Source organism: Pseudomonas sichuanensis (assembly GCF_024749065.1).
Lineage (GTDB): Bacteria > Pseudomonadota > Gammaproteobacteria > Pseudomonadales > Pseudomonadaceae > Aquipseudomonas > Aquipseudomonas sichuanensis.
The window spans coordinates 3,224,731-3,247,695 of sequence record NZ_CP087185.1 but is presented as its reverse complement, the minus strand read 5'-3'; the positions used below and the strand labels follow the sequence as shown (position 1 = coordinate 3,247,695).

18 protein-coding genes are annotated in these 22,965 nt (G+C 63.8%); 7 read left to right on the top strand and 11 right to left on the bottom strand.

The window, feature by feature from the left end; all coding sequences use genetic code 11:
- Positions 1-122: 122 nt before the first annotated feature.
- From garD to LOY51_RS14620, 5 genes are all read right to left on the bottom strand, one after another.
- The gene (gene garD / locus LOY51_RS14640; RefSeq protein ID WP_258641749.1) at positions 123-1,676 is read right to left on the bottom strand and encodes a galactarate dehydratase; all 1,554 of its coding nucleotides are present in this window, start codon (positions 1,674-1,676) and stop codon (positions 123-125) included.
- A gap of 79 nt (positions 1,677-1,755) precedes the next feature.
- Positions 1,756-3,111 carry an MFS transporter gene (locus LOY51_RS14635; RefSeq protein WP_125464290.1) on the bottom strand — a complete coding sequence of 452 codons (1,356 nt, stop codon included), beginning with the start codon at positions 3,109-3,111 and terminating at the stop codon, positions 1,756-1,758.
- A 136-nt stretch (positions 3,112-3,247) separates the two neighbouring features.
- On the bottom strand, positions 3,248-4,165 hold the full coding sequence (gene kdgD / locus LOY51_RS14630; RefSeq protein ID WP_125858845.1) for a 5-dehydro-4-deoxyglucarate dehydratase: 918 nt from the start codon (positions 4,163-4,165) through the stop codon (positions 3,248-3,250).
- Between the two features lie 598 nt (positions 4,166-4,763).
- Complete coding sequence (locus LOY51_RS14625) at positions 4,764-5,573, bottom strand: gamma-glutamyl-gamma-aminobutyrate hydrolase family protein (RefSeq protein ID WP_110996215.1); 810 nt, start codon at positions 5,571-5,573, stop codon at positions 4,764-4,766.
- A gap of 289 nt (positions 5,574-5,862) precedes the next feature.
- Positions 5,863-6,738, bottom strand: a complete 876-nt coding sequence (locus tag LOY51_RS14620; RefSeq protein ID WP_258641747.1) for a helix-turn-helix domain-containing protein — start codon at positions 6,736-6,738, stop codon at positions 5,863-5,865.
- 133 nt (positions 6,739-6,871) lie between these two features.
- On the opposite strand from LOY51_RS14620, the gene pobA reads away from it, so the two are divergent.
- A complete protein-coding gene (gene pobA, locus LOY51_RS14615) occupies positions 6,872-8,059 on the top strand; it encodes a 4-hydroxybenzoate 3-monooxygenase (RefSeq protein ID WP_125464285.1) in 1,188 nt (395 codons plus the stop codon).
- A gap of 189 nt (positions 8,060-8,248) precedes the next feature.
- Here the strand turns inward: pobA and LOY51_RS14610 are convergent, their stop codons facing one another.
- Positions 8,249-8,899, bottom strand: a complete 651-nt coding sequence (locus LOY51_RS14610; protein ID WP_258641746.1) for an ankyrin repeat domain-containing protein — start codon at positions 8,897-8,899, stop codon at positions 8,249-8,251.
- Between the two features lie 159 nt (positions 8,900-9,058).
- On the opposite strand from LOY51_RS14610, the gene LOY51_RS14605 reads away from it, so the two are divergent.
- Positions 9,059-9,940 carry a LysR substrate-binding domain-containing protein gene (locus LOY51_RS14605; protein ID WP_125464283.1) on the top strand — a complete coding sequence of 294 codons (882 nt, stop codon included), beginning with the start codon at positions 9,059-9,061 and terminating at the stop codon, positions 9,938-9,940.
- 9 nt (positions 9,941-9,949) lie between these two features.
- On the opposite strand, the gene LOY51_RS14600 is transcribed toward LOY51_RS14605, so the two are convergent.
- On the bottom strand, positions 9,950-10,774 hold the full coding sequence (locus tag LOY51_RS14600) for an aldo/keto reductase (protein ID WP_125858843.1): 825 nt from the start codon (positions 10,772-10,774) through the stop codon (positions 9,950-9,952).
- Positions 10,775-10,987: 213 nt separating this feature from the next.
- On the opposite strand from LOY51_RS14600, the gene LOY51_RS14595 reads away from it, so the two are divergent.
- Positions 10,988-11,866, top strand: coding sequence for a DMT family transporter (locus tag LOY51_RS14595; RefSeq protein WP_258641744.1), 879 nt, complete (start codon positions 10,988-10,990; stop codon positions 11,864-11,866).
- A 1,033-nt stretch (positions 11,867-12,899) separates the two neighbouring features.
- On the opposite strand, the gene LOY51_RS14590 is transcribed toward LOY51_RS14595, so the two are convergent.
- Together LOY51_RS14590 and xthA are read right to left on the bottom strand one after the other, a co-directional pair.
- Positions 12,900-14,027 carry an IS481 family transposase gene (locus LOY51_RS14590; protein ID WP_258641705.1) on the bottom strand — a complete coding sequence of 376 codons (1,128 nt, stop codon included), beginning with the start codon at positions 14,025-14,027 and terminating at the stop codon, positions 12,900-12,902.
- A 254-nt stretch (positions 14,028-14,281) separates the two neighbouring features.
- On the bottom strand, positions 14,282-15,094 hold the full coding sequence (xthA, locus tag LOY51_RS14585) for an exodeoxyribonuclease III (protein ID WP_125464280.1): 813 nt from the start codon (positions 15,092-15,094) through the stop codon (positions 14,282-14,284).
- Between the two features lie 163 nt (positions 15,095-15,257).
- On the opposite strand from xthA, the gene LOY51_RS14580 reads away from it, so the two are divergent.
- Genes LOY51_RS14580 through LOY51_RS14570 form a run of 3 tightly spaced genes read left to right on the top strand, consistent with a single transcriptional unit; the run spans position 15,258 to position 21,375 of the window.
- Positions 15,258-15,908: a GNAT family N-acetyltransferase gene (locus LOY51_RS14580; RefSeq protein ID WP_258641742.1), complete on the top strand. Its 651-nt coding sequence runs from the start codon at positions 15,258-15,260 to the stop codon at positions 15,906-15,908.
- 53 nt (positions 15,909-15,961) lie between these two features.
- Positions 15,962-17,704: an autotransporter assembly complex protein TamA gene (locus LOY51_RS14575; protein WP_258641740.1), complete on the top strand. Its 1,743-nt coding sequence runs from the start codon at positions 15,962-15,964 to the stop codon at positions 17,702-17,704.
- On the top strand, positions 17,701-21,375 hold the full coding sequence (locus tag LOY51_RS14570; RefSeq protein ID WP_374046849.1) for a translocation/assembly module TamB domain-containing protein: 3,675 nt from the start codon (positions 17,701-17,703) through the stop codon (positions 21,373-21,375). The genes LOY51_RS14575 and LOY51_RS14570 overlap by 4 nt, the downstream gene beginning before the upstream one ends.
- A gap of 77 nt (positions 21,376-21,452) precedes the next feature.
- Here LOY51_RS14570 and LOY51_RS14565 read toward each other — a convergent pair whose 3' ends face one another.
- Positions 21,453-21,833: a Mor transcription activator family protein gene (locus LOY51_RS14565; protein WP_125858839.1), complete on the bottom strand. Its 381-nt coding sequence runs from the start codon at positions 21,831-21,833 to the stop codon at positions 21,453-21,455.
- Positions 21,834-22,318: 485 nt separating this feature from the next.
- On the opposite strand from LOY51_RS14565, the gene LOY51_RS14560 reads away from it, so the two are divergent.
- The gene (locus tag LOY51_RS14560) at positions 22,319-22,507 is read left to right on the top strand and encodes a hypothetical protein (protein ID WP_110994403.1); all 189 of its coding nucleotides are present in this window, start codon (positions 22,319-22,321) and stop codon (positions 22,505-22,507) included.
- Positions 22,508-22,543: 36 nt separating this feature from the next.
- Here the strand turns inward: LOY51_RS14560 and LOY51_RS14555 are convergent, their stop codons facing one another.
- On the bottom strand, positions 22,544-22,906 hold the full coding sequence (locus LOY51_RS14555; RefSeq protein WP_125464275.1) for a fe2+ zn2+ uptake regulation protein: 363 nt from the start codon (positions 22,904-22,906) through the stop codon (positions 22,544-22,546).
- Between the last annotated feature and the right edge of the window lie 59 nt (positions 22,907-22,965).

Below are 22,965 nucleotides of genomic sequence, written 5' to 3'. Positions count from 1 at the left end.
GGGAGCGGGTTCACCCGCGAACACCGGCGAAGCCGGTGCCATGCACCGTGCCGCCTGTTTCGCGGGTAAACCCGCTCCCACAGGGATCGCGAGAGTCTGGGAAATCGAGTCAGCCCTTGGCATCAGGTAATGGGTGCCGGGTTGAACAGGGTGATGTCGTTGTGCAGCCCGTGCCGCTCGGCCCAGGTCTGCTTGCGGCCGCTGGCCACGTCCAGGTAATAGCGGAACAGCTCCCAGCCCAGCTCCTCGATGGTCGAGCGGCCGGTGGCGATGCGCCCGGCGTCGATGTCGATCAGGTCGGGCCAGCGCTGGGCCAGCTCGGTGCGGGTGCACACCTTGACCACCGGCGCCATGGCCAGGCCGTACGGCGTGCCGCGCCCGGTGGTGAACACATGCAGGTTCATGCCGGCGGCCAGTTGCAGGGTGCCGCAGACGAAATCGCTGGCCGGGGTGGCGCAGAAGATCAGGCCCTTGCGCGTCACCCGCTCGCCCGGGCCGAGCACGCCCTGGATGGCGCCGCTGCCGGACTTGACGATCGAGCCGAGGGACTTCTCGACGATGTTCGACAAGCCGCCTTTCTTGTTGCCTGGCGTGGTATTGGCGCTGCGGTCGGCGGCGCCCTGCTGCAGGTAGCGGTCGTACCAGTCCATCTCGCGCACCAGCGCTTCGGCCACCTCTGGCGTTTCGGCGCGGGAGGTGAGCATGTAGATGGCGTCACGCACTTCGGTGACTTCCGAGAACAGTACCGTGGCCCCGGCGCGCACCAAGAGGTCGGCGGCATAGCCCAGCGCCGGGTTGGCGGTGATGCCGGAAAACGCATCGCTGCCGCCGCACTGCATGCCGAGGATCAGCTCGCTGGCCGGTACGGTCTGGCGGCGGCGCTGGTCGAGTTTTTTCAGACAGGTTTCGGCCAGTTGCATGATCTGCTCGATCATCTCGACGAAGCCCAGCGAGGCATCCTGCAGGCGGTACAGCCATGGCTCGCTGAGGTCTACCGACGGGTCGCCGTCGTGCATCACCTGGCCGGCCTGGAGTTTTTCGCAGCCCAGGCTGATCACCAGCGCTTCGCCGCCCAGGTTGGGGTTGCGCGCCAGGTTGCGCACGGTGCGGATCGGGATATAGGCGTCGCGGGCGTTGATCGCCACGCCGCAGCCGTAGCTGTGGGTGAGGGCGACCACGTCATCGACGTTGGGGTACTTGGGCAGCAGTTCGGCGCGGATGCGCTTGACCGCGTGATCGAGCACGCCGGTCACGCACTGCACAGTGGTGGTGATGCCGAGGATGTTGCGGGTGCCGACGGTGCCGTCGGCGTTGCGGTAGCCTTCGAAGGTGAAGCCTTCGAGCGGCGGCAGGGCGGCGGGCACGGCGTCGCAGCGCGGCAGGCTGTCGAGCTCGGGCGCGGCCGGCATGTCCAGCTGATCTTCCTTGACCCAGCTGCCTTGTTGCAGCCGTTCGCGGGCATAGCCGATGACCTGGCCATAGCGGCGTACAGGGTCGCCGGGTTGGATATCGACGGTGGCCACCTTGTGGCTCTGCGGCACGCCTTCGACCAAGGTCAGGCCGTCGGCGAAACGGGCGCCTTCGCCCAGGCCGCCGTCGTTCACCACCACCACGACGTTGTCGTCATCGTGCAGGCGGACGTAGCGGGGCGACTCGGAATGTTCGATCAACTGCATGGTCAGGCCCTTCTGGTTATTTCTCTCAGGCGTTCATACGGCCGCCGGCGCCGCGTGCACGGGCGCCGGGGGCTTTCACTCAGTGGCGCGAACCTGCCAGTTCAGCGGTTGGCGCGGGTTCTTGCTTTGGGTCGTCCTTGAGCTCGATGCGCTTGATCGGGCCGACGATCACCAGGTAGCTGAACACCGCCACCAGGGCGTTGGCGCCGACGTACACCAGCGCCCACTTGAACGAACCGGTGGCACTGATGATGTAGCCGATGACGATCGGTGTGGTGATCGAAGCGATGTTGCCGAAGGTGTTGAACAAACCACCCGACAGTCCTGCGATCTGCTTGGGCGAGGTGTCGGCCACCACGGCCCAGCCCAGCGCACCGATGCCTTTGCCGAAGAAGGCCAGGGTCATGAAGCCTACTACCATCCATTCGGCGTCGACGTAGTTGCAGAACACCATGGTGGTCGACAGCAACAGGCCGCAGACGATCGGCAGCTTTCGCGAGAAGGTCAGCGAGTTGCCACGGCGTAGCAGCCAGTCCGACAGCACACCGCCGAGCACACCACCGATGAAGCCGCAGATCGCCGGCAACGAGGCGATGAAACCGGCCTTGAGGATGGTCATGCCGCGTTCCTGCACCAGGTACACCGGGAACCAGGTGAGGAAGAAGTAGGTGATGGCGTTGATGCAGTACTGGCCCAGGTAAACGCCCAGCAGCATGCGGCTGGTCAGCAGCTGCTTGATGTAGCCCCATTTCGGGCCGTCGTTGCCGCGTTTCTGGTCCATGTCCACCAGGCCGCCGTTCTGCTCGATGTGGTCGAGCTCGCTGGGGCTGATGCGCGGGTGCTGGCGCGGGTTGTAGATCGTCTTCATCCACACCCCGCTGAACACGATGCCCAGTACACCCATCACCACGAACACGTGCTCCCAGCCGAAGCTGAAGACGATCCAGCCCATGATCGGGGCGAACAGGGCAGTGGCAAAGTACTGCGCCGAGTTGAAGATTGCCGAGGCGGTGCCGCGCTCCTGGGTGGGGAACCAGGCCGCGACGATCCGGGCGTTGCCGGGGAACGACGGGGCTTCGGCGAAACCGACCAGAAAGCGCAGGGTGAACAGCGTGACCACGGCCCAGGCCACCGGCAGGCCACCGACGAAGCCCTGCAGCAGGGTGAACAGCGACCAGGTGAAGATGCTGAAGGCATAGACCTTCTTCGAACCGAAGCGGTCGAGCAGCCAGCCGCCGGGGATTTGCCCGGCCACGTAGGCCCAGCCGAAGGCGGAGAAGATGTAGCCGAGGGTGACTGCGTCGATGCCAAGGTCCTTCTGCAGGCTGGAGCCGGCAATGGCGATGGTGGCGCGGTCGGCGTAGTTGATGGTGGTCACCAGGAACAGCATCAACAGAATCAGGTAGCGCACATGCGTCTTTTTCGTCGCTTGCATGCTGCTTACTCCCACTAGTTATTTTTGTGCGGGCTATCAGATTGTCTTTTGGCGCCAGGGCAGGGCGCTGGACCGCGTTGCGGCCCATTGCCGGCAAGCCTGCTCCTGTGGGAACCGGCTTGCCGGCGATCGGGGCTTACAGTGTTTGTGGCCCCATCTTGTCCATCAGTGCGGCGAGCATCTCGTATTCCTGCGCGGTCAGGTCGGTCAGCGGCGTGCGCACCGGGCCTGCGTCGTAACCGGCGATACGCGCGCCGGCCTTGACGATGCTCACGGCGTAGCCGGCCTTGCGGTTGCGGATGTCCAGGTACGGCAGGAAGAAGTCGTCGATCAGCTTGCCGACGGTGGCGTGATCGTCACGGGCGATGGCGTGGTAGAAGTCCATCGCGGTCTTGGGCACGAAGTTGAACACCGCCGAGGAGTACACCGGCACACCGAGGGCTTTATACGCGGCAGCATACACCTCGGCGGTGGGCAGGCCACCCAGGTAGCTGAAACGATCACCCAGGCGGCGACGGATCGACACCATCAGCTCGATATCGCCCAGGCCATCTTTGTAGCCGATCAGGTTCGGGCAGCGCTCGGCGAGCTTTTCCAGCAGGTCGGCATTCAGGCGGCAGACGTTGCGGTTGTAGACCACAACACCGATGTTGACGGCCTTGCACACCGCCTCGACATGGGCGGCAACGCCGTCCTGGCTGGCTTCGGTGAGGTAGTGCGGCAGCAGCAGCAGGCCCTTGGCGCCCAGGCGCTCGGCTTCCTTGGCGTATTCGATGGCCTGGCGGGTCGAGCCGCCGACACCGGCGAGGATCGGTACCGAGGTGGCGCAGGTGTCGACTGCGGTCTTGATCACCTGGCTGTACTCGCTGGCGGCCAGGGAGAAGAACTCACCGGTGCCGCCGGCGGCGAACAGCGCGCTGGCGCCATAGGGGGCCAGCCATTCCAGACGCTTGACGTAGCCGGCAGGGTTGAAGTCGCCCTGGGCGTCGAAGTCGGTGACCGGGAAAGACAGCAGGCCGTGGGAGAGGATGGATTTCAGTTCTTGTGGAGTCATTGTTGTAGGCATCCTGTGGCGCTTGGGGTGAAGGGTGTTGTTCTGCGTTAGAGGTAAGTTATCGTACAACTTGTACGATGACTAGTCCCCTTGGGTAGATTTTTTGATTTGGGGTGTTCGCCGTCAGGTGTTTGTTGGCGGGGAGATCGAGCGCCGCCGGCGCGGCGCATCGCTGGCAAGCCAGCTCCCACATTTGTTTCGGGCCAATTATGCCTGTGAGGGTACCGCTGCCCGCCTTGGTGCATGCCTCAAGTCAGGCGAGGCGCCAGCAGTGCCCACCTCACTACCGCGTCGTACCAACAAGGCGGACAGCGATGAAGCCACAGGAGTGACTGGCCCGAAACAGATGTGGGAGCTGGCTTGCCAGCGATGCGCCGCGCGGGCGGCGCTCGATCTCACAGGCGCAGAAGATCTTACGACAACCACTTGGCGGTCATCGTATCTCTAGGCGGGGAGAAGGAAAAAAAGATCGCGGAGACAGGCACAAGCCCGCCGCCCGCTTCCACGGGAAGTGTTCTGGGACCAGCAGAGGGTGACCGTAGGAAACGGGGGCGACCTTGCGCCGCCCCGCGATCAAAGCTAACGAAGCTTTGCTGGATCAGGCTGCCTGATGGCGCTTGACCTGTGACTTGCGGACCTGGGCGCGGCAAGCGTCGCCGAAGGCCTGGAACATCTTGATCGAGTCAGGGTTCTTCGCCGCCTGCCATTCCGGGTGCCACTGCACCGCGAACAGGAAGGGCGAAATGCTCGGCGCGTGGATCGCCTCGACCAGGCCGTCTTCGGCATGGGCAATCGGCTCGATACCGGCGCCCAGCTTGCGCAGGCCCTGGCCGTGCAGCGAGTTGACGCGGATCTCGTCGGTGCCCAGGGTGTCGCGCAGCCAGCTACCCGGCTTGATCTTCACCCCATGCACCTGGGCGTATTGCACTTCGACCGGATCTTCCGGGTTTTCCCGGTGGTCGTTGAAGCCAGGCTCGGCGTAGACCTTCTGGTAGATGTCGCCGCCCAGGGCCACGTTGATTTCCTGCATGCCACGGCAGATGCCGAAGATCGGCAGGCCACGCTTGATCGCCGCCTTGACCAGCGGGATGTCGAACAGGTCGCGGTTCTGGTCCTGGCCCTTGCCGGGGGTCTGGTTCTCCTGGCCGTACAGGGCCGGGTCGATATTGCTGCCGGCACCGGTCAGGTACACGCCGTCGGCCATGTCCAGGTACGTCTCGAGGTCGTCGCTGCCGCAGCAGGTGGGGACCAGCACCGGGACGCAACCGGAGAACTCGACCAGCGGGGTGATGTATTTGTGGGTCATGACCTGATAGTCATGGCCTTTGCGCTCTTGGCTGCCCATGGTCATCAGGACGACGGGTTTGCGCAGGGAAGGTTGCTTGTTGCCAATGTTGCTGTTGGACATATGTCACCTTGGGACAGGTCTTGCCTGTCGTTGTTGTGCAGGCGCACGGCCGGGGCCATGGGTGCAGCCTGTAGCCCCGAGCACTGCCGGCTCGCTTCAGGGGCGATGCCGGTCGGGGCCTGACTGATAGCTTGCCAGAGCCGTTCGATATGTCAAACGAGTGGCAGGGGGCTGAGGCGCCGTTTTTCGGGGGCTTGAAGGTCTCGGAGCCTTGGGTGACAAGGGTTTGGCGGGGGTTTTGGTCAATAATATTTAACGACGCAGTTGGCTCTTTGCGTGGCTGCAATGATTATTCACTTTGCGTGGCGCGGCGGTAGGCGTTGGGCGTCTGGCCGCTCAAGCGCTTGAAGAAACGGGCGAAGTAGGTGGGGTCGCTGAACCCCAGGCTGTCGGACAGCTGGCCGATGCTCATGCGTGTGTATGACAGGTTGCGCCGGGCTTCGAGCAGCAGGCGCTGGTGCGCCACCTGCAGTGCGGTCTGGCTGGCCAGGGCGCGGCACAGCTGATTGAGCTGCAGGCTGCTGATGCCCAGGCGTGCCGCATAGGTTTCCACGGCCAGGTGCTCGCGGTAGTGGGTTTCGACCAGGCGCAGATAGCGGCCAAGCAATTGTTGGTCGCGCTCGCCGCGGGTGCGCGGGGCGCGGTCGTGCTGCTGGCGGCTGATCCACACCATCAGCGCGGTGACCAGTGCCTGCAGCAACGCCGCCCGTGCCGGGGCGTTGCCCTGATATTCCTGTTGCAACGTGTCGATCAGCGTGTGCAGGCGCATGCGGTCCTGGCCCAGCGGGTAGCAGCCGGGCGCGGCCAGTACGCTCAATGGCGCGCCCAGGCGTTGCTCGAGGTCGGCCACCAGCGCCGTGCCGAAGGTCAGCACATGGCCCTGGATATCGGCACTGAAACGAAAGCCATGCACGGTCAGCGGCGGCACCACCTGGATCGCCGCCTGGCGGATCACGCTGCGCGCGCCCTCGATCTCCACCTGCGCCTCGCCGCGCTGCACGTACAGCAGCTGGAACAGTTCGGCATGGCGGTGCGCCTTGATCTCCCAGTGGTGCAGGCGGCTGCGTGCCGGGATCGACTCGCAGTGCAGCAGGTCGGTGTCGGGCCAGGCGTGGTTTTCGCCGTAGAGCTGGAACAGCGGAATGCCGGAGAGGGGGCTGGGCATGGGGATGGCCTTGTCCGTTAATCGAACGTTTTTTGTAAAAGTGCAGTTTTTACAGTGGATAGCACACTTTTTCGGGCTGAATCGCTCGTAAAAATGCAGAGGAGAACCGTAACAGCACAAAGAGACAACAACAATGAAGACTCAGGTTGCAATCATCGGCGCAGGTCCGTCCGGCCTGCTGCTGGGCCAGTTGCTGCACAAGGCCGGCATCGACACGCTGATCGTCGAGCGCCAGACCCCCGACTACGTACTTGGGCGCATTCGCGCCGGGGTGCTCGAACAGGGCACCGTCGATCTGCTGCGCGAGGCCGGGGTTGGCGAGCGCATGGACCGCGAAGGGCTGGTCCACGAAGGCGTCGAGTTGCTGGTCGGTGGCCGCCGCCAGCGCCTGGACCTCAAGGCGCTGACCGGTGGCAAGACGGTGATGGTCTACGGCCAGACCGAGGTCACCCGCGACTTGATGCAGGCCCGTGAGCAGAGCGGGGCACCGATCATCTATTCAGCCAGCAAGGTACAGCCCCATGACATCGACGGCGCCCAGCCATACCTGACGTTCGAGAAGGATGGCCAGTTGCACCGCGTTGACTGCGATTACATCGCCGGCTGCGACGGCTTCCACGGGGTTGCCCGGCAAAGCATTCCCGACGGTGTACTCAAGGCCTACGAGCGGGTCTACCCGTTCGGCTGGTTGGGGCTACTGGCCGATACGCCGCCGGTGAACCACGAACTGATCTACGCCCACCACGAGCGCGGTTTCGTGCTGTGCAGCCAGCGTTCGCAGACCCGCAGCCGCTACTACCTGCAGGTGCCGCTGCAGGAGCGGGTGGAGGACTGGCCGGATGCGCGTTTCTGGGGTGAGCTCAAGGCTCGGCTGCCCGAGGAGGTGGGCGAACGGCTGGTCACCGGCCCGGCCCTGGAAAAGAGCATCGCGCCGCTGCGCAGCCTGGTGGTCGAGCCCATGCAGCATGGTCGGTTGTTCCTGGTCGGTGATGCCGCGCACATCGTCCCGCCCACGGGAGCCAAAGGTCTCAATCTCGCGGCCTCGGACGTGAACTACCTGTACCGGATCCTGCTCAAGGTGTACCGCGAAGGCCGTACCGACCTGCTGGCCCAATATTCACCCATGGCTTTGCGCCGGGTGTGGAAGGGCGAGCGCTTCAGCTGGTTCATGACCCAGTTGCTGCATGATTTTGGTGAGCATCACGATGACTGGGACCGCAAGATGCAGGAGGCTGATCGCGAGTACTTCCTCAGTTCGCAGGCGGGGTTGGTGAATATTGCCGAGAACTATGTGGGGTTGCCGTTCGAGGTGGTGGAGTAACGGGCCGGATCAGTGGGCGCAACGTTCTTTGTAGGAGCGGCCTTGTGTCGCGAAAGGGTCGCGCAGCGGCCCCAGGATTTCAGCGTGAAAGCAGACATCGCCGGGGGCTGCTCTGCAGCCCTTTCGCGACACAAGGCCGCTCCTACAGTGAACGTGTAAGTTTATTGGGCGATTGGGCTCTCGAACCAATCAACGCGCCAGCAGCGCCTCCATTTCTCCATACCCGCGCTGGCGCGCATGCTCCAGCGCCGTCACCCCGTCCTTGTCGGCAATCGCCGGGTCGGCCCCGGCCGCCAGCAGCCGGCGCACGATCTCCACATGGCGCGGCCCGCCATCGCCGAGGATCACCGCCTCCAGCAGCGCGGTCCAGTGCAGGCGGTTGAGGTGGTTCACATCGACCCCGGCATCGATCAGCAACTGCACGGTCTGCACATGCCCACGCTCGGCCGCCGGGATCAGTGCGGTACCGCCATAGCGATTAGTACTGCTCAGGTCGGCGCCATGGGCGAGGGTAAGGCGCAGTATCTCGTCGAGCCCACGGGCACCGGCGTACAGGTAAGGGCTGTCGTGGATGTTGTCCTTGGCGTTGACGTCGGCACCCGCTTCGATCAGTACCTGCGCAGCGGCGACCTGGTTGGCGTGGGTGGCCACCAGCAGCGCGGTCTGGCCTTGCTTGTCACGGGCGTCGAGGGTGGCGCCCTGGGCGAGCGCCTGGCGGATGGCGGGCAGGTCGCCGAGGCGGGCGGCATCGAACAGGCGGTTATTCATGGACAGGCTCTCGGCGTGGGCAGCAAGGCTGGTGAGCAGGGCCAGCAGCAGGGTGGCAATCGGCAGGCGCATGGTCTGGGGTTCCTGGCAGGGCGAGCGTTCATCCTAGGTAACTGCGCGCGGCGCCAGAAGTGAATTTTCTGGATGCCAGGCAGTGGTTTTGCGCATGGTTGCCGGGCGTGGAGGGGCGTGATAGAAGTCAACCTTGTCATTCAGAAGTCGAATACCAAGATGTCCATCAGCGTTAAATCGAATAGAGCCCTGTTCGACCTCGACCTGCTGCGCGCCATTGTCGTGGTGGCCGATTGCGGCAGTTTCACCACGGCGGCAGCACGCCTGCATTCCACCCAATCGACCATCAGCCAGAAGGTCCGCCGCCTCGAGGAGATGGTCGGCCACCGCCTGCTGGTGCGCGGTAACCGCGACGTGCTGCCTACCGACGCCGGCCAGACCCTGCTGGGTTACGCCCGGCACATGTTGGCGCTTAACGACCAGATGCTCGAAGCCTTGGCCGGGGCCATGGTAGGCATGACCGTGCGCCTGGGCGTGCCGGAGGACTTCGTTGGCGGGCGCACCACCAATGCGCTGTCGGCCTTCAGCCGGCGCCAGCCGCAGGTCAAGCTGGAAGTCACCAGCGGGCTGTGCCGCGACCTCAGCCAGGCCTACGACAACGGCGAGCTCGACCTGGTGCTGCTCAAGCAGCGGCGCAACAGCCGTGAAGGGGTGGCCTGCTGGCCCGAGCGCCTGCAATGGATCGACAGCGCGCGAATGCCAGCCTTCGAACTCGACCCGGTGCCGCTGGTGACCTTCCCGCCAAGGGGCCTGTACCGCGACGACATGATCAGCGCCATCGAGGGCATGGGCCGGCGCTGGCGCATCAGTTTCACCAGCTCCAGCCTCAGCGGCATCCAGGCGGCGGTGGCAGACGGCATGGGTATCAGCCTGCTGCCTCCGCGGGCGGCGACCCGCGAGCACCGGGTGCTGGGGGGGGAGCAGGGGCTGCCGGAGGTGGACAGCTACGAGATCGTGATCGTGCACCGGCCCACGGCCGATGTGATGGTCAAGGCGTTGGCCGAGGTGCTCACCGAGCTGCTGGCGGTGCAGGCGATCTGAAGGGGATGTTCAGCTGTTCCACTGTGGTGCGAAATCCGGGCTGACCAGGCGCCGGTCCTTCGCCAGCGCCGCGATCCGTGCGCGGTCCTCATCATCCAGGCGCAGGTCCAGCGCTGCCAGGTTGGCCAGTTGGTTTTCACGGCTGCTGGCTTTCGGGATCACTGCCACGGCGGATTGCTCCAGCAACCATGCCAAGGCCACTTGGCTGGGCAGCGCGCCGTGTTTGTCGGCGATGGTGCGTATGGCCGGTTGTTCGGCAGCCTGGCCGCGTGCCAGTGGGGTGTAGGCGGTGAAGGCCAGGCCATGCTGGCGAGCGAAGTCGAGCAGCGGCGTCTGGTCGAGCAGCACGTGGTACTCGACCTGGATCGCCGACAGCGGGGCGCCCAGTTGTTCGATCACCTGGCGCAGCAGCCCGAGCGGGAAGTTGGCCACGCCGATGCAGCGCGCCTTGCCTTCATCGCGCAGGGCCACCAGGGTTTCGATGCTGCGCGCCAGGTCCCAATCCTTGCCCGGCCAGTGGATATGGAACAGATCGACCTGTTCGGTGCCCAGGGCGCGTAGGCTGTCTTCCAGGGACTGGCGCATGGCCTGGGGGGCGAGGCGGTCCCACCAGACCTTGGTGGTCAGGTGAATGGCTTCGCGCGGCACGCTGCTGTCACGCAGGGCCTGGCCGACTGCGGCTTCGTTGTTGTAGGCGGTGGCAGTGTCGATATGCCGGTAGCCCAGCTCCAGCGCCTGGTGCACGGCGCGGGTGCAGTCGGCGCCGGTCATTGGCCAGGTGCCCAGGCCGATGGCAGGCATGTCGAGGCCGTGGCGGGTGGTGAGCCTGTGCATGGAGGTACTCCTTGTACGGATGGAAAGGTGGATGGACATGATCGGCCATCGGCAAATGGCTGGCAGTGGGCGCAGGGGGAAAGTGGTCGATCAGCGAACGAAATGTACCGGACAGTACAGATGCCTCGGCCCAGGCAATGTTCATCGCCGTGGATCTCTTCTAGAATCCGCGGATGCCCGGGCGCAAGGCCGGGGCCACCGCCCGAGAGCCCCATGAGTTCCAGTACGCCGCTGTCCGGAGTCAACCAGCCGCTGCGCGGTATCATCCTGGTGGTGTTGGCGACCTTCCTGTTCGCTGGCCACGACGCGTTGTCGAAATTCCTCGGTGGCATCTACCCGATCATCATGGTGGTGTGGGCCCGATACCTGGTGCACACCTTGCTGATGGCCGGGATCTTCCTGCCCAAGGCCGGCATGGCGGTGCTGCGTACCCGGCGCCCGTTGTTGCAAACCCTGCGCGCCTTGAGCCTGCTCAGCACCAGCCTGTTGTTCACTGCCGGCTTGCAGTATTTGCCGTTGGCCGAGGCGACGTCGGTCAACTTCCTGGCCCCGGTGCTGGTCACCGCTTTGTCGGTGCCGCTGCTCAAGGAGCGGGTCACGGCGGGGCAGTGGGCGGCGGTGGTGATGGGGTTTGTCGGGGTGCTGGTGGTGGTGCATCCCGGCGGGGCGATGTTTACCCCGGCGATCCTGTTTCCGCTGGGGTCGGCGCTGGGGTTCTGTTCTTACCAGTTGCTGACGCGGGTGCTGGCGGCCCATGACAGCCCGACCACCAGCAACTTCTATGCGGGGTTGTGCAATACCTTGGTGCTGACTGCGATGGTGCCGTTTTTCTGGCAGGTGCCGGAGTGGACGCATGCGTTGTTGATGCTGGCGCTGGGGGGGTGTGGGATGACGGCGCATCTGCTGCTGACGCAGGCGTTCAGGTATGCGGCGCCGGCTCTGTTGGCGCCCTTCAGTTATTGCCAGATTGTGTTTGCGGGGTTGTTGGGGTTGGTGATTTTTGGGCAGGTGCCGGATGGTATGAGTTTGCTTGGGATTTCGGTGATTTGTTTGAGTGGGTTGGGGGCGGCTTGGATGCAGCGGCGCAAGTAGGGGGTTGAGTTTGGAGGTTGTTGCAGTTATTGCTTAACGGTTTCAAGTTTCAAGTTTCAAGTTTCAAGTTTCAAGTTTCTTGGGTCTTGTTGTGTGTTGGTTTGATAGTTGTATGCGCATTCATTTGTGATGTCGACGCATAGTCACCTTTCCGCCCTTACGGCGGGTTACTTTGGTCTTGGCCAAAGTAACCAAAGCCGCTCGCTCCCATCATACGGCCCCTACGCTGCGCTTCGGGGTCCCTTCGCTCCGGCGTCTTCCGGGCCCGCGCGGCCTCCGACTTGCTGCGCAAGTCTACATCTCGCGCCTTCGGCTGCGCCGAAGGGTGCTGCGCACCAGGGCCCTCCAGACGCCTGCGCTCAGCCTCCTGAAGTCGCGAAGTTAGGGGCGGCGCCTGAGCTGGCGTTAGCTGTCGCTAGTTGGATTGGTTGGGAACTCAGGATTGCAATCGCTGGCAAGTCGCAGCGGCGAACCGCAGCTCCCACAAGTTAGAGCGAAACTTTCAGGCTTGCGCAGTACCTGTAGGAGCGGCCTTGTGTCGCGAAAGGGCCGCAAAGCGGCCCCAGCGTTATCGCATAGATTGCCGGGGCCGCTGCGCAGCCCTTTCGCGACACAAGGCCGCTCCTACAGTGAACGTGCAAGTTCAATGGGGTCGAGCAAACTACACATAAACAACAGCCAAATATATATAACCGTATTACTGCTCTTGCTCTTGCTCTTGCTCTTGCTCTTGCTCTTGTTCTTGCTTCTAAGCGCACGATAGTCCAGGCAACACAAATTGCGACTTCAGGAGGCCGAGTGGAGGTGACTGTAGGGCCCTGGTGCGCAGCACCCTTCGGCGTAAGCCGAAGGCGCGAGATGTAGACTTGCGCAGCAAGTCGTAGGCCGCGCGGGCCCGGAAGGCACCGGAGCGAGGGGACCCCGGAGCGCAGCGCAGGGGCCGTATGATGGGAGCGGGCGGCTTTGGTTACTTTGGCCAAGATGTATGGACTTGAGACATCGTTGACACCTGTGCGGGGACATGGTGGACACATTATCGCTTACCGTCGGGGTTGTTGAAGTCGATGGTTCGCAGCTTGTGTTGGCAGAAGTAAACATCAAAATGGTCAGCTCCTTGATCGCTACGGCGGAGCGCTAACACATAGCCCGCTAGCGCCTTCGCTATCCGAAATGAGCGCTTCTTGAAGCGGAACTGACTGCTGTAGGGCTTCACCAGAATATCGTCGGGACCGTATTCAATGGTCGGTAGACGGCTTGGGAAAGCCCGCCTGCTCATCTGGTAGCGATCTGCCGGCACTTTGTAGTCCAGTTGCTGATGAGGACGCTTGTAGTTGTAGATGCCCCGCCAGAGGTCGAAAGCTTCCTGCGCTTCTCGCAGATCCCGAAAGCTGCGCCCTGTCAGTACCTCGGCCTTGAGCGTCCGATGGAATCGCTCATCCTTGCCATTGGTTTGTGGGTGGCCTGGCCTGCTGAAAGTCAGTCGAATTCCCAGGCGAACCAGCCAGATACCTAGCGGTGTGAGTTCTCCAGGATTTCTTGGTGCTCCCCAGGGCGAGCCATTATCCGCGTTGATCTGCGCAGGCAGTCCATACCGGCTGAATAGATCGGTCAGGTGCTCCATGACCAACCCTGTGCGCTGATGTGCGCAGGCCTGTATCACAAGGTTGAAGCGAGAGTGGTCATCAATCAGCGTCAGCGGATAACAAGGTCCCTGGGCCGTTTGGAAGAAGCCTTTAAAATCGATCTGCCACAGATCATTTGGGGCTTCGCGCTCAAAGCGTGTCCATGGTTTAGCAGCCTCAGAGGCCTCTGCGGTGATCAATCCATGCCGATGCAGGACATTGGTTACGGTGCTGGCACAGATTCGCTGATCAAGCAGATGACTGATCTTTCGGCCACCCCACGTGGAGTGCTCCTTACGGATGGCAATCACTTCCTCTTCTAGCCCAGGCTGAGTCTTGCGAGGGCTGACGGCCGGCTTTCGAGAGCGCTCCTGCAAGCCAGGCAGGCCGTCCTGTCGAAATCGGTTGAGCCATTTGTAACCCGTCTGAGGGCTAATGCCGAACCGGCGGCACAGCTCCCTCATGTTGGCGTCCGGGTGATTGGCCAGGTTAACGAACTCTTCTCTCAAGCTCATGGCATCTCTCGCGTTCCAAGGCATGGTCGTATTCCCGGCAGATTGCTTGCCGAAAAGTGTCCACCATGTCTCCGCACACGTGTCCACCATGTGTCCGGTCCATACACCAAGACCAAAGTAACCCGCCGTAAGGGCGGAAAGGTGACTAAAAGTCGCCATCGCCGCTGAATGCGCATACATCTATCAAAACAAACACACTGAGTCCCGAACCCGAACCCGAACCCGAACCCGAACCCGAACCCGAACCCGAACCCGAACCCGAACCCGAACCCGAACCCTCACCCCAACTCAAGCCAAATCGGCGCATGATCCGAAGGCTTCTCCATCCCCCGCAACTCATAGTCAATCCCCGCCGCCTTGACCCGAGGCAGCAATCCCTGCGAAGCCATGATCAGGTCAATCCGCAGCCCACGCTTGGGCTCATCCTCGAACCCCCGGCTGCGATAGTCGAACCAGCTGAACTGATCAGCCACCTCCGGGTGCAGATGGCGGAACGTATCGACCAGCCCCCAGCCCTTGAGGCGCTCCATCCACTCGCGCTCTTCAGGCAGGAAGCTGCACTTGCCGGTCTTCAACCAGCGCTTGGCGTTGTCCGCCCCGATACCGATGTCGCAATCCTGCGGCGAAATGTTCACATCACCCATCACCAGCAGCGGCTGGTCATTCTTGAACTGGCTCTCCAGCAACACTTGCAGGTCGCTGTAGAAACGCTGTTTGGCCGGGAATTTGGTGGGGTGGTCGCGGCTCTCGCCCTGGGGGAAGTAGCCGTTCATCACCGTGATCGGCGTGCCGTTACGGTCGGCGAAGGTGCCCCAGATGAAGCGGCGCTGGGCATCCTCTTCATCACTGGCGAAACCCTTGGACAGCGACAGCGGCTTTTCCCGAGACAGCAGCGCCACGCCGTAGTGGCCTTTCTGGCCGTGGTAATGCACGTGGTAGCCGAGCGCCTCGACTTCAGCCAGCGGGAACTGTTCGTCGCTGACCTTGGTTTCCTGCAGGCCGATCACGTCCGGTTGGTGCTTGTCGATCAGCGCCGCCAGCTGGTGCGGGCGGGCGCGCAGGCCATTGATGTTGAACGAGACGACTTTCATGGAAAGACAATCCTGATAAAAGCCTCGAATGCTAGCCGACATCGCCGGCGGCGGCCAGCGTGGCGACCCAGGGTTGGCGCTGCTAACGTGCTGTGGGTGGTGAACGATACGCGGTGCAGTAACTCCAAGGCACTGCACGCCCATTCCAGGAGGACCGCCCGCGATGCCCGACGCCCCAGCCGCACCAGCCAGTATTTGCCTGCTCGACGAAGGCTACGCCCGCGAGGCTCGCTCGCTGCTGTACCACGCCTATCGCCATGAACCGACCTTTGCCTGGTTGTTCGAAGCCCAGCGCTCTGGCTATGAACAGCGTCTGCGGGTGCTGGTGCGCGAATGGCTGCGCCAGCACTTCTACCTACAGTTGCCGGCGATCGGTCTGCTGGTGGATGACCGCCTGGTCGGGATCGCACTGATCGTGCCGCCACAACGTCGACTGGGTGTGGCTGACAGCTGGGCATGGCGCCTGCGCATGATGCTCGGCACCGGTCTGCGCTGCACGCGACGCTACCTGGACTACCAGGCTGCGCTCGCGGGTTGCCTGCCGAGCGGGCAGGTGCATGTACTGCCGCTGCTGGGTGTGCACCCGCAGCTCCAGGGTAAGCACTACGGCGAACAGTTGCTGCAAGCGGTGCACGACTGGTGTGCTGATGACCCGGCCACCCAGGGCGTGGTGCTGGATACCGGCAATCCACACTACCTGGCCTTCTATGAGCGCCAGGGCTATCAAGAGATTGGTGAGGTCGCTGTAGGGCCAATCCGAGAAAGGGTGTTCTTTCATCCCAATCCGGCGTCGTCCAATGCGACAGTTGTGTGACCGGTATTGACAGGCGGCACCCTTGACCGGCTCGCTCTGGTAGCATGCGCCGCATGACGTATTCAGGAAGACTTTGCTGGGGCCTGCTGCTGCTGGCCGCCAGCTCCATGGCATGGGCGCAGAGCGAGTTGCTGGTCCGGGTGAAACCCGCCGACAAGCCGCTCAAGGCCAATATCGAAGGTTATATCGGCAGCCTCGGCGAGCGCGATGAAGAAGCGCTGCTGCGTTTCAGTCGCGGCGCCGAGGAGCAGACACGCAAGGCGGCGCAGGCGCTGGGTTATTACCAGGCGCGCATCGACAGCGAAGTGAAGGCGCCGAGTGACAAGGACAAACCCCCGCAACTGATCATCCGGGTCGAGCCGGGTGAGCCAGTGCGCCTGCGCAACGTGACGGTGCGCATCGAAGGGCCGGCCAGCGAAATGAAGGCATTTCGCATCCCCGACAGCAAGGCGCTGCGTCCCGGTGAGCAACTCAATCACGGGCATTACGAAGATGCCAAGCGCCTGATCCTCAACCAGGCGTCGCGCTATGGCTTTTTCAGTGGCCGCTTCACCCGCCAGCGCCTGGCAGTCGACCCCCAGGCCGGTGTCGCCGACATCGAACTGGTCTACCAGAGCGGCCCACGCTATCGCCTGGGTGCGGTGCACTTCGGCGGTGACACGCCCCTGGACCAGGACCTGCTGCAGCGCATGGTGCAGTTCCAGCCCGGCACCCCTTACGACTCGGAGTTGATCGCCGAGCTCAACAACGATCTGCAATCGAGCGGCTATTTCGAAGGCGTACGGGTGGATGCCGCGCCGACCGCCGCTGTGGGCGAAGATATTCCCGTCGAAGTTCGCCTCGACACCCGTAAACCACGCACCATGGGCCTGGGCCTGGGCTTTTCGACCGACGTCGGTCCGCGTGCCAAGGCCAACTGGACCCGCCACTGGGTCAACCCGCAAGGCCATAGCTACGGTTGGGAGACCGAACTGTCGGCGCCCCGGCAGAACGTCGGCCTGTGGTACGACATCCCGCTCGACCCACCGCTCACCGACAAGTTGCGCTTTGCCGGCGGCTACCAGAACGAGGATATCGCCGGCACCGATACGCTGAGCAAGCTGCTGACCGTCGGCCCGGAATGGCACAGCAAGCTGCCCAGCGGCTGGCAGCGGGTGATCTCGCTCAAGTACCAGCGCGAAGAGTACCGCCTGGGTGACGACTCGGGCCTGAGCAACCTGCTGATGCCGGGGATCAGTTTCGCCTACCTGCGCAGCGACAACCGGATCGATCCGCACCAGGGCTATCGGCTGCAGTTCGACCTGCAGGCGGCCAAGGAAGGGTTGGGTTCGGATACCAACCTGGTGCACGGCAACGTGCTGCTCAAAGGCCTGACCACCCTCGGCCACAACCACCGTTTCCTCGGCCGCGTGCAGTTCGGCGGCAGCGCCACCAACGGCTACCAGCAGAACATCCCACCGTCGCTGCGCTTCTTCGCCGGTGGCGACCAGAGCGTGCGAGGCTACGACTACCAGTCGTTGTCGCCAGAGAACAACAAGGGCGACCGTATCGGCGGTCGCTACCTGGTGGCCGGCAGTGCCGAATACCAGTACTCGATCGCCGAAAAATGGCGCCTGGCAACCTTCATCGACCAAGGCAACTCGTTCAACAGCCTGGAACTGCCTAGCCTCAAGACCGGTGTCGGCATCGGCGTGCGCTGGGTCTCGCCGGTAGGGCCGCTGCGCCTGGACCTGGCCCACGCGCTGGACGACGACGGTGGTTTTCGTTTGCACTTTTCCATGGGGCCCGAGCTGTGATGCGTGTGTTCAAATCCCTCTTGCTCGTTATTGGCGCCTTGTTGCTGCTGATCGCCTTGGCGCTGGGCCTGGTGCTGGGTAGCCAGGCGGGCAGCCGCTGGGTAATGGAGCTGGTGCCGGGGCTTGAGGTCAGCGACTTCGCAGGAAAGCTGGGTGGCAGTTGGCAAGCCAGCCAACTGCGCTGGGTTGACGGCCAGAGCCGGATCGAACTGCAAGCCCCGCAGCTGGACTGGTCCCCTGCCTGCCTGTTGCGCGCCACCCTGTGCATCGAGCGTCTGCAGGCCGAGCGTATCGACATGGCCTTCGCCCCGGGTGAAAGCGAGCCTGACAGCGGCCCGCTGCAACTGCCGGCGCTGAATCTGCCGCTGGCCATCGAACTGGGCGAGGTGAAGGTCGGCCAGCTGCGGCTTGATGGCAGTGAGCTGCTGGGTAATCTGCAGCTGGCTGCGCACTGGACCGCGGCCGGCCTGCGGATCGACAGCCTGCAACTGCAGCGCGACGACCTGCACCTTGACCTGCAGGGCGAGTTGCAACCGCAAGGCAACTGGCCGTTGCAACTGCAAGGCACCTTGCAACTGCCGGCCGTGGACGGCCAACCCTGGCAGTTGGCGTTGAGCGCCAAGGGCGATCTGCAACAGACACTGACGCTGGACGCCAGCAGCAGTGGCTACCTCGATGCCCGCTTGAACGGCGAGTTGCAGGCCCTGGCCGAGCACCTGCCGGCGAAACTGAGCCTGCGCGCCGAGGCGTTCAAGCCCGCCGCCAGCCTGCCCGACACCCTGCAACTCAACCAGCTCAGGCTCGACGCCCAGGGCGACCTGCTCAAGGGCTACCAGCTGTCCGGTGCGGCCACGCTGCCGGCGGAGCAGGGCCCGGTGGGCCTGGTGCTGGCCGGCAAGGTGGACGCCAAGGGCGCCCGGCTCGATGCCCTGGACCTCAATGCCAGTGATACCCAGCGGGTCAAGCTGCAGGCCAGTGCCGACTGGCAGCAGGGTTTGAGCGCCGATGCCAGCATCGACTGGCTTGATTTCCCCTGGTTGCGCCTGTACCCCCTCGAACAGCCACCGCAGGTGACCCTCAAACGCTTCAATGCGCAGGTGCAGTACCGCGATGGCAACTATAAGGGCGCGTTCAACGGTGACCTGGATGGCCCGGCAGGCGCTTTCACCGTCGCCAGCCCATTCGACGGTGACCTCGGCCAGGTGCGGCTGCCGCAATTGGCGCTGAGTGCAGGGCAGGGCAAGGCAGCCGGCAGCGTCGCCTTGCGCTTTGCCGACAGCCTGGCCTGGGATGTCGACCTGCAGCTGGCAGCGCTCGACCCGGCCTACTGGCTGGCCGAGCTGCCCGGTACCCTGGCCGGGCCATTGCGCAGCCAGGGCGAGCTGAAGAACCAGCAATTGCAGCTCAAGGCGCAGCTCGACCTCAAGGGTCGCCTGCGTGGCCAGCCAGCCGTGCTCAAGGTGGATGCCGACGGCAAGGGCGAGCATTGGACCCTGGGCAGCCTGGCGGTGCAGTTGGGCGACAACCGCATCAACGGCAGTGGCAGCCTGCAGCAGCGCCTGGCCGGGCGCGTTGACCTCGACCTGCCGCGCCTTGGCCAGCTCTGGCCGCAACTGCAGGGCCAGGTCAAGGGCCGCCTGGATCTGGCTGGCACCCTCGCTGCGCCCCAGGGCAGCCTCACGCTGCACGGCCAGCAACTGGCGCAGGCCGACAACCGTGTCCAGCGGCTGGACCTCGACGCGCGCCTGGACAATGCCCAGCGTGGGCAGCTCACGCTCAAGGCCGGCGCTATCCGCCTGGGCGATACCCCGTTGGGCAACCTGGATGTGCAGGGCAAGGGCGATATCCGCCAGCAGTCTGCCACCCTGGCGCTCGATGGCCCGCAGCTCAAGCTCGACCTGGCGCTCGACGGCACCCTCGGCAAGGGCGACTGGCGCGGTCGCCTGGCCAGCGGGCGTATCCAGGCCGGTGGCCAGGACTGGCAACTGCAAGCCCCGGCGCGCCTGCAGCGCCTGGCCACCGGCCAGCTGGACTTCGGTGCCCATTGCTGGCGTGCTGGCCTTGCCAGCCTGTGTGGCGAGGACCAGCGCCTGGCGCCAGAGCCGCGCCTGCGCTATCACCTCAAGCAGTTCCCGCTGGACAGCCTGGCGCAATGGCTGCCCAAGGACTTCGCCTGGCAGGGGCTGCTCAATGCCGACATCAACCTCGATATCCCGGCCAGCGGCCCAAAGGGCAGTATTCGTGTCGATGCCGGTGGCGGCACCCTGCGCGTGCGCGACAAGGGGCGCTGGGTTGATTTCCCCTATCAGGTGTTGCGCCTGGACAGCACCCTGGCACCACGTCGGGTGGACACCCGCCTGGACTTTCGTGGCGAGCGCCTGGGGGAGCTGACCCTCGATACCCGCCTTGACCCGCTTGGGCGCAACAAGCCGCTGACCGGTGAGTTCCGCCTGGCCGGCCTGGAGCTGTCGGTGGCCCGGCCGTTCCTGCCGATGGTCGAGCGCCTGGCCGGCCAGCTCAATGGCAGTGGGCGCTTGTCGGGGAGCCTGTTGGCACCGCAGGTCAACGGCAACCTGGCATTGAGCGGTGGTGAGGTCAGCGGCGCGGAATTGCCGGTGAGCCTGCAGGCTCTTTCACTGCAGGCGCTGATCGCCGGCGAGCAGGTGCAGCTCAAGGGCGACTGGCGCAGTGGCGAGGCTGGGCGTGGCGAGCTGGCCGGGCAGATGACCTGGGGCCAGGCGCTGGCCATGGAGCTGCGCCTGAGCGGCCAGCAGCTGCCCGTCACCGTCGAGCCCTACGCGGTGCTCGAGGTTGCGCCCGACCTGGTCATCCGCCTGGTCGACGACAAGCTGGCGGTGACCGGCAAGGTGCTGGTGCCCAAGGGCAAGATCACCGTGCGTGAACTGCCGCCGTCGACGGTGCAGGTATCCGACGACACGGTGATCGTTGGCCACCAGACGCAGGAGGGCAAACCGCCCATGGCGGTGGCGATGGACATTGACGTCGAGGTCGGCCGCGACAAGCTGTCGTTCAGTGGTTTCGGCCTCACTGCCAACCTGCTGGGCCACGTGCACATTGGTGACAACCTCGATACCCGCGGGGAACTGAGCCTTTCCGATGGTCGCTACCGTGCCTATGGCCAGCGCCTCACCATCCGCCGGGCGCGCCTGCTGTTCGCGGGCCCCATCGACCAGCCGTACCTGGATATCGAAGCGATTCGTCAGGTGGATGACGTGATTGCCGGTATTCGCCTGAGCGGCAGCGCCGAACAACCCACCACCAAGGTGTTTTCCGAGCCGGCGATGAGCCAGGAGCAGGCGTTGTCCTACCTGGTGCTGGGGCGGCCACTGGGTGCTTCAGGCGAAGACAGCAACATGTTGGCCGAGGCGGCGTTGGGCTTGGGTTTGGCGGGCAGTGCCGGGATCACTGGCAGCCTGGCGTCAAACCTGGGGATCGAAGATTTCCAGCTCGACACCGAGGGCTCGGGCACAAGCACCAGTGTGGTCGCCAGCGGCAACCTCAGCGAACGGCTGAGCCTGCGTTACGGTGTGGGGGTGTTCGAGCCTGCCAATACCATTGCCCTGCGCTACAAGCTGAGCAAGAAAGTCTACCTGGAGGCCGCCAGCGGCCTGTCCAGCTCGCTGGACATCTTCTACAAGCGCGACTTCTGACTGTTCGCGCTCGTCCGCGCCGGCTACCAGTGGCCGGGCGCGGACGCCTCTGGTCGTCTCATTCATCCGTTCAACGCTTAGCGAGCCTGGCAGTCCTGGCGCCGAATATTGCCGATCTGTCGCAGGCTAAGCCCGTATTTGTCGGCCAACAGGCTGCGTGACAGGCCGTTGGCGCTTTCCTTCTGAATCTGCTGGTTGCGCAGTTGGCGCTGAAAGTGGTCGGCTTTGGGGATCTCCAGTGCCAGGCCGGCAAAGCGCTTGATCAGCGCGTCGAGCGCTTCGGGTGGCAAGACATCTGCCAGTTTGGTACGTGAGCGGTGTTTGGGGATGTACTTGGGGCGCCCGCCGAACTCACAGGTGAGCCGATAGGCATTTTCGAGGCCGATGCATTCGATCAGCACCTGCAGCGACTGAGGCAGTTGGGTTACTTCGATGTTGTTCAGATCTGGCATGTCCACGCAAGGCATCCTTGAGCTGTGGGATCGTTTGACACGTGGCCTTTGCGTAGACCACGCGCCGAGGGTTGCCATGGCGCGGCTGGGCGCTTGGCTTGCCTCGATTTTCAAACAGCATCAGAAAGGGTCGCTAGGCGCGAATCGGACCGGCGCTTGTAGCCTTGTCGGCACGACGTTTGAAAGCAATCGCGATAATTGATGTATGAAAATTCTTCACCCTTACGCTACAGGCCCCAAAAGTCCTAGAGAAGACCTTCCATGGTGGCAATTTGGGTGTATCACCCCACGCAGTTGCAGGGGAACAATATTCCCAGGTATCCGGGCGTCGACCGGCTAAGTGATTTTGCGTCAGGCAAGCAGCGAATCTGATCCTGCAGGGAGGCGTGCGTCGTAGGTCGGCAGGAATATCAGCGTGGGAAATGGCAGCGAGGTATCATGGCGCCGGCTCCAAGGGAGCCTCATGTCCCCGATGTCGCAAGGAACTCCCGATGACACATGTGCAGCGCCTGAAATATTCGATCCTGATCATCCTGGTGGTATTGGGGATCATGCTCGGCCTGAGTCACCTGCAAAAGCAGGGCACCATCAGCGAGCAGACATTCCAGTTCATCGCCATCGCCGTTGCGGTGGTCGTGGTGGTGATCAACGGGATCCTGCGGCGCAAGGTCAAGCCCTGAGGCGGGCCGGCCGGCGGATCATGGCCGGCCGTACGCTCAACGCAAGGTGGGCTGCTCGAGTACGGCGCGGGCCTGGGGCTCGAGGCTGTAGCACTTGTCGTTGCCCAGGCTGATGACACCTTCGGTGCACAGCCGCTTGAGCACCTCGCGCACGCTGAGGAACGACAACGGAATGTCCAGCTGCTCTAGGTGCGCGTGAACACCACGCACGCCAATGCTGCGGCCGTTTCGATCGGCGCTGTGCAGGGCGTCGATGACTTTGAGGCGGATCAGGCTGGTACGCAGCCCGTAGACGCGCAGCAGCTCGCGAATCTGCTCGTTGCCGGTGCGCACTTCCTGTGCGCAGGGCGTGCCGACCGGGCTGCGCGCCGCCGGTAGCGAAGGTTGTGGGTTGTGCATGCGAATGCTCCTTTTCATCGACCGCAGCGGATTCATCGTTGTTGCCTCTCTCACCTATT

What these genes read in the sequence shown, in the direction of transcription:
- garD (WP_258641749.1), bottom strand. Translation starts at nt 1,676, where the DNA reads ATGCAGTTGATCGAACATTCCGAGTCGCCCCGCTACGTCCGCCTGCAC.
- LOY51_RS14635 (WP_125464290.1), bottom strand. Translation starts at nt 3,111, where the DNA reads ATGCAAGCGACGAAAAAGACGCATGTGCGCTACCTGATTCTGTTGATG.
- kdgD (WP_125858845.1), bottom strand. Translation starts at nt 4,165, where the DNA reads ATGACTCCACAAGAACTGAAATCCATCCTCTCCCACGGCCTGCTGTCT.
- LOY51_RS14625 (WP_110996215.1), bottom strand. Translation starts at nt 5,573, where the DNA reads ATGTCCAACAGCAACATTGGCAACAAGCAACCTTCCCTGCGCAAACCC.
- LOY51_RS14620 (WP_258641747.1), bottom strand. Translation starts at nt 6,738, where the DNA reads ATGCCCAGCCCCCTCTCCGGCATTCCGCTGTTCCAGCTCTACGGCGAA.
- pobA (WP_125464285.1), top strand. Translation starts at nt 6,872, where the DNA reads ATGAAGACTCAGGTTGCAATCATCGGCGCAGGTCCGTCCGGCCTGCTG.
- LOY51_RS14610 (WP_258641746.1), bottom strand. Translation starts at nt 8,899, where the DNA reads ATGCGCCTGCCGATTGCCACCCTGCTGCTGGCCCTGCTCACCAGCCTT.
- LOY51_RS14605 (WP_125464283.1), top strand. Translation starts at nt 9,059, where the DNA reads ATGTCCATCAGCGTTAAATCGAATAGAGCCCTGTTCGACCTCGACCTG.
- LOY51_RS14600 (WP_125858843.1), bottom strand. Translation starts at nt 10,774, where the DNA reads ATGCACAGGCTCACCACCCGCCACGGCCTCGACATGCCTGCCATCGGC.
- LOY51_RS14595 (WP_258641744.1), top strand. Translation starts at nt 10,988, where the DNA reads ATGAGTTCCAGTACGCCGCTGTCCGGAGTCAACCAGCCGCTGCGCGGT.
- LOY51_RS14590 (WP_258641705.1), bottom strand. Translation starts at nt 14,027, where the DNA reads ATGCCTTGGAACGCGAGAGATGCCATGAGCTTGAGAGAAGAGTTCGTT.
- xthA (WP_125464280.1), bottom strand. Translation starts at nt 15,094, where the DNA reads ATGAAAGTCGTCTCGTTCAACATCAATGGCCTGCGCGCCCGCCCGCAC.
- LOY51_RS14580 (WP_258641742.1), top strand. Translation starts at nt 15,258, where the DNA reads ATGCCCGACGCCCCAGCCGCACCAGCCAGTATTTGCCTGCTCGACGAA.
- LOY51_RS14575 (WP_258641740.1), top strand. Translation starts at nt 15,962, where the DNA reads ATGACGTATTCAGGAAGACTTTGCTGGGGCCTGCTGCTGCTGGCCGCC.
- LOY51_RS14560 (WP_110994403.1), top strand. Translation starts at nt 22,319, where the DNA reads ATGACACATGTGCAGCGCCTGAAATATTCGATCCTGATCATCCTGGTG.
- LOY51_RS14555 (WP_125464275.1), bottom strand. Translation starts at nt 22,906, where the DNA reads ATGCACAACCCACAACCTTCGCTACCGGCGGCGCGCAGCCCGGTCGGC.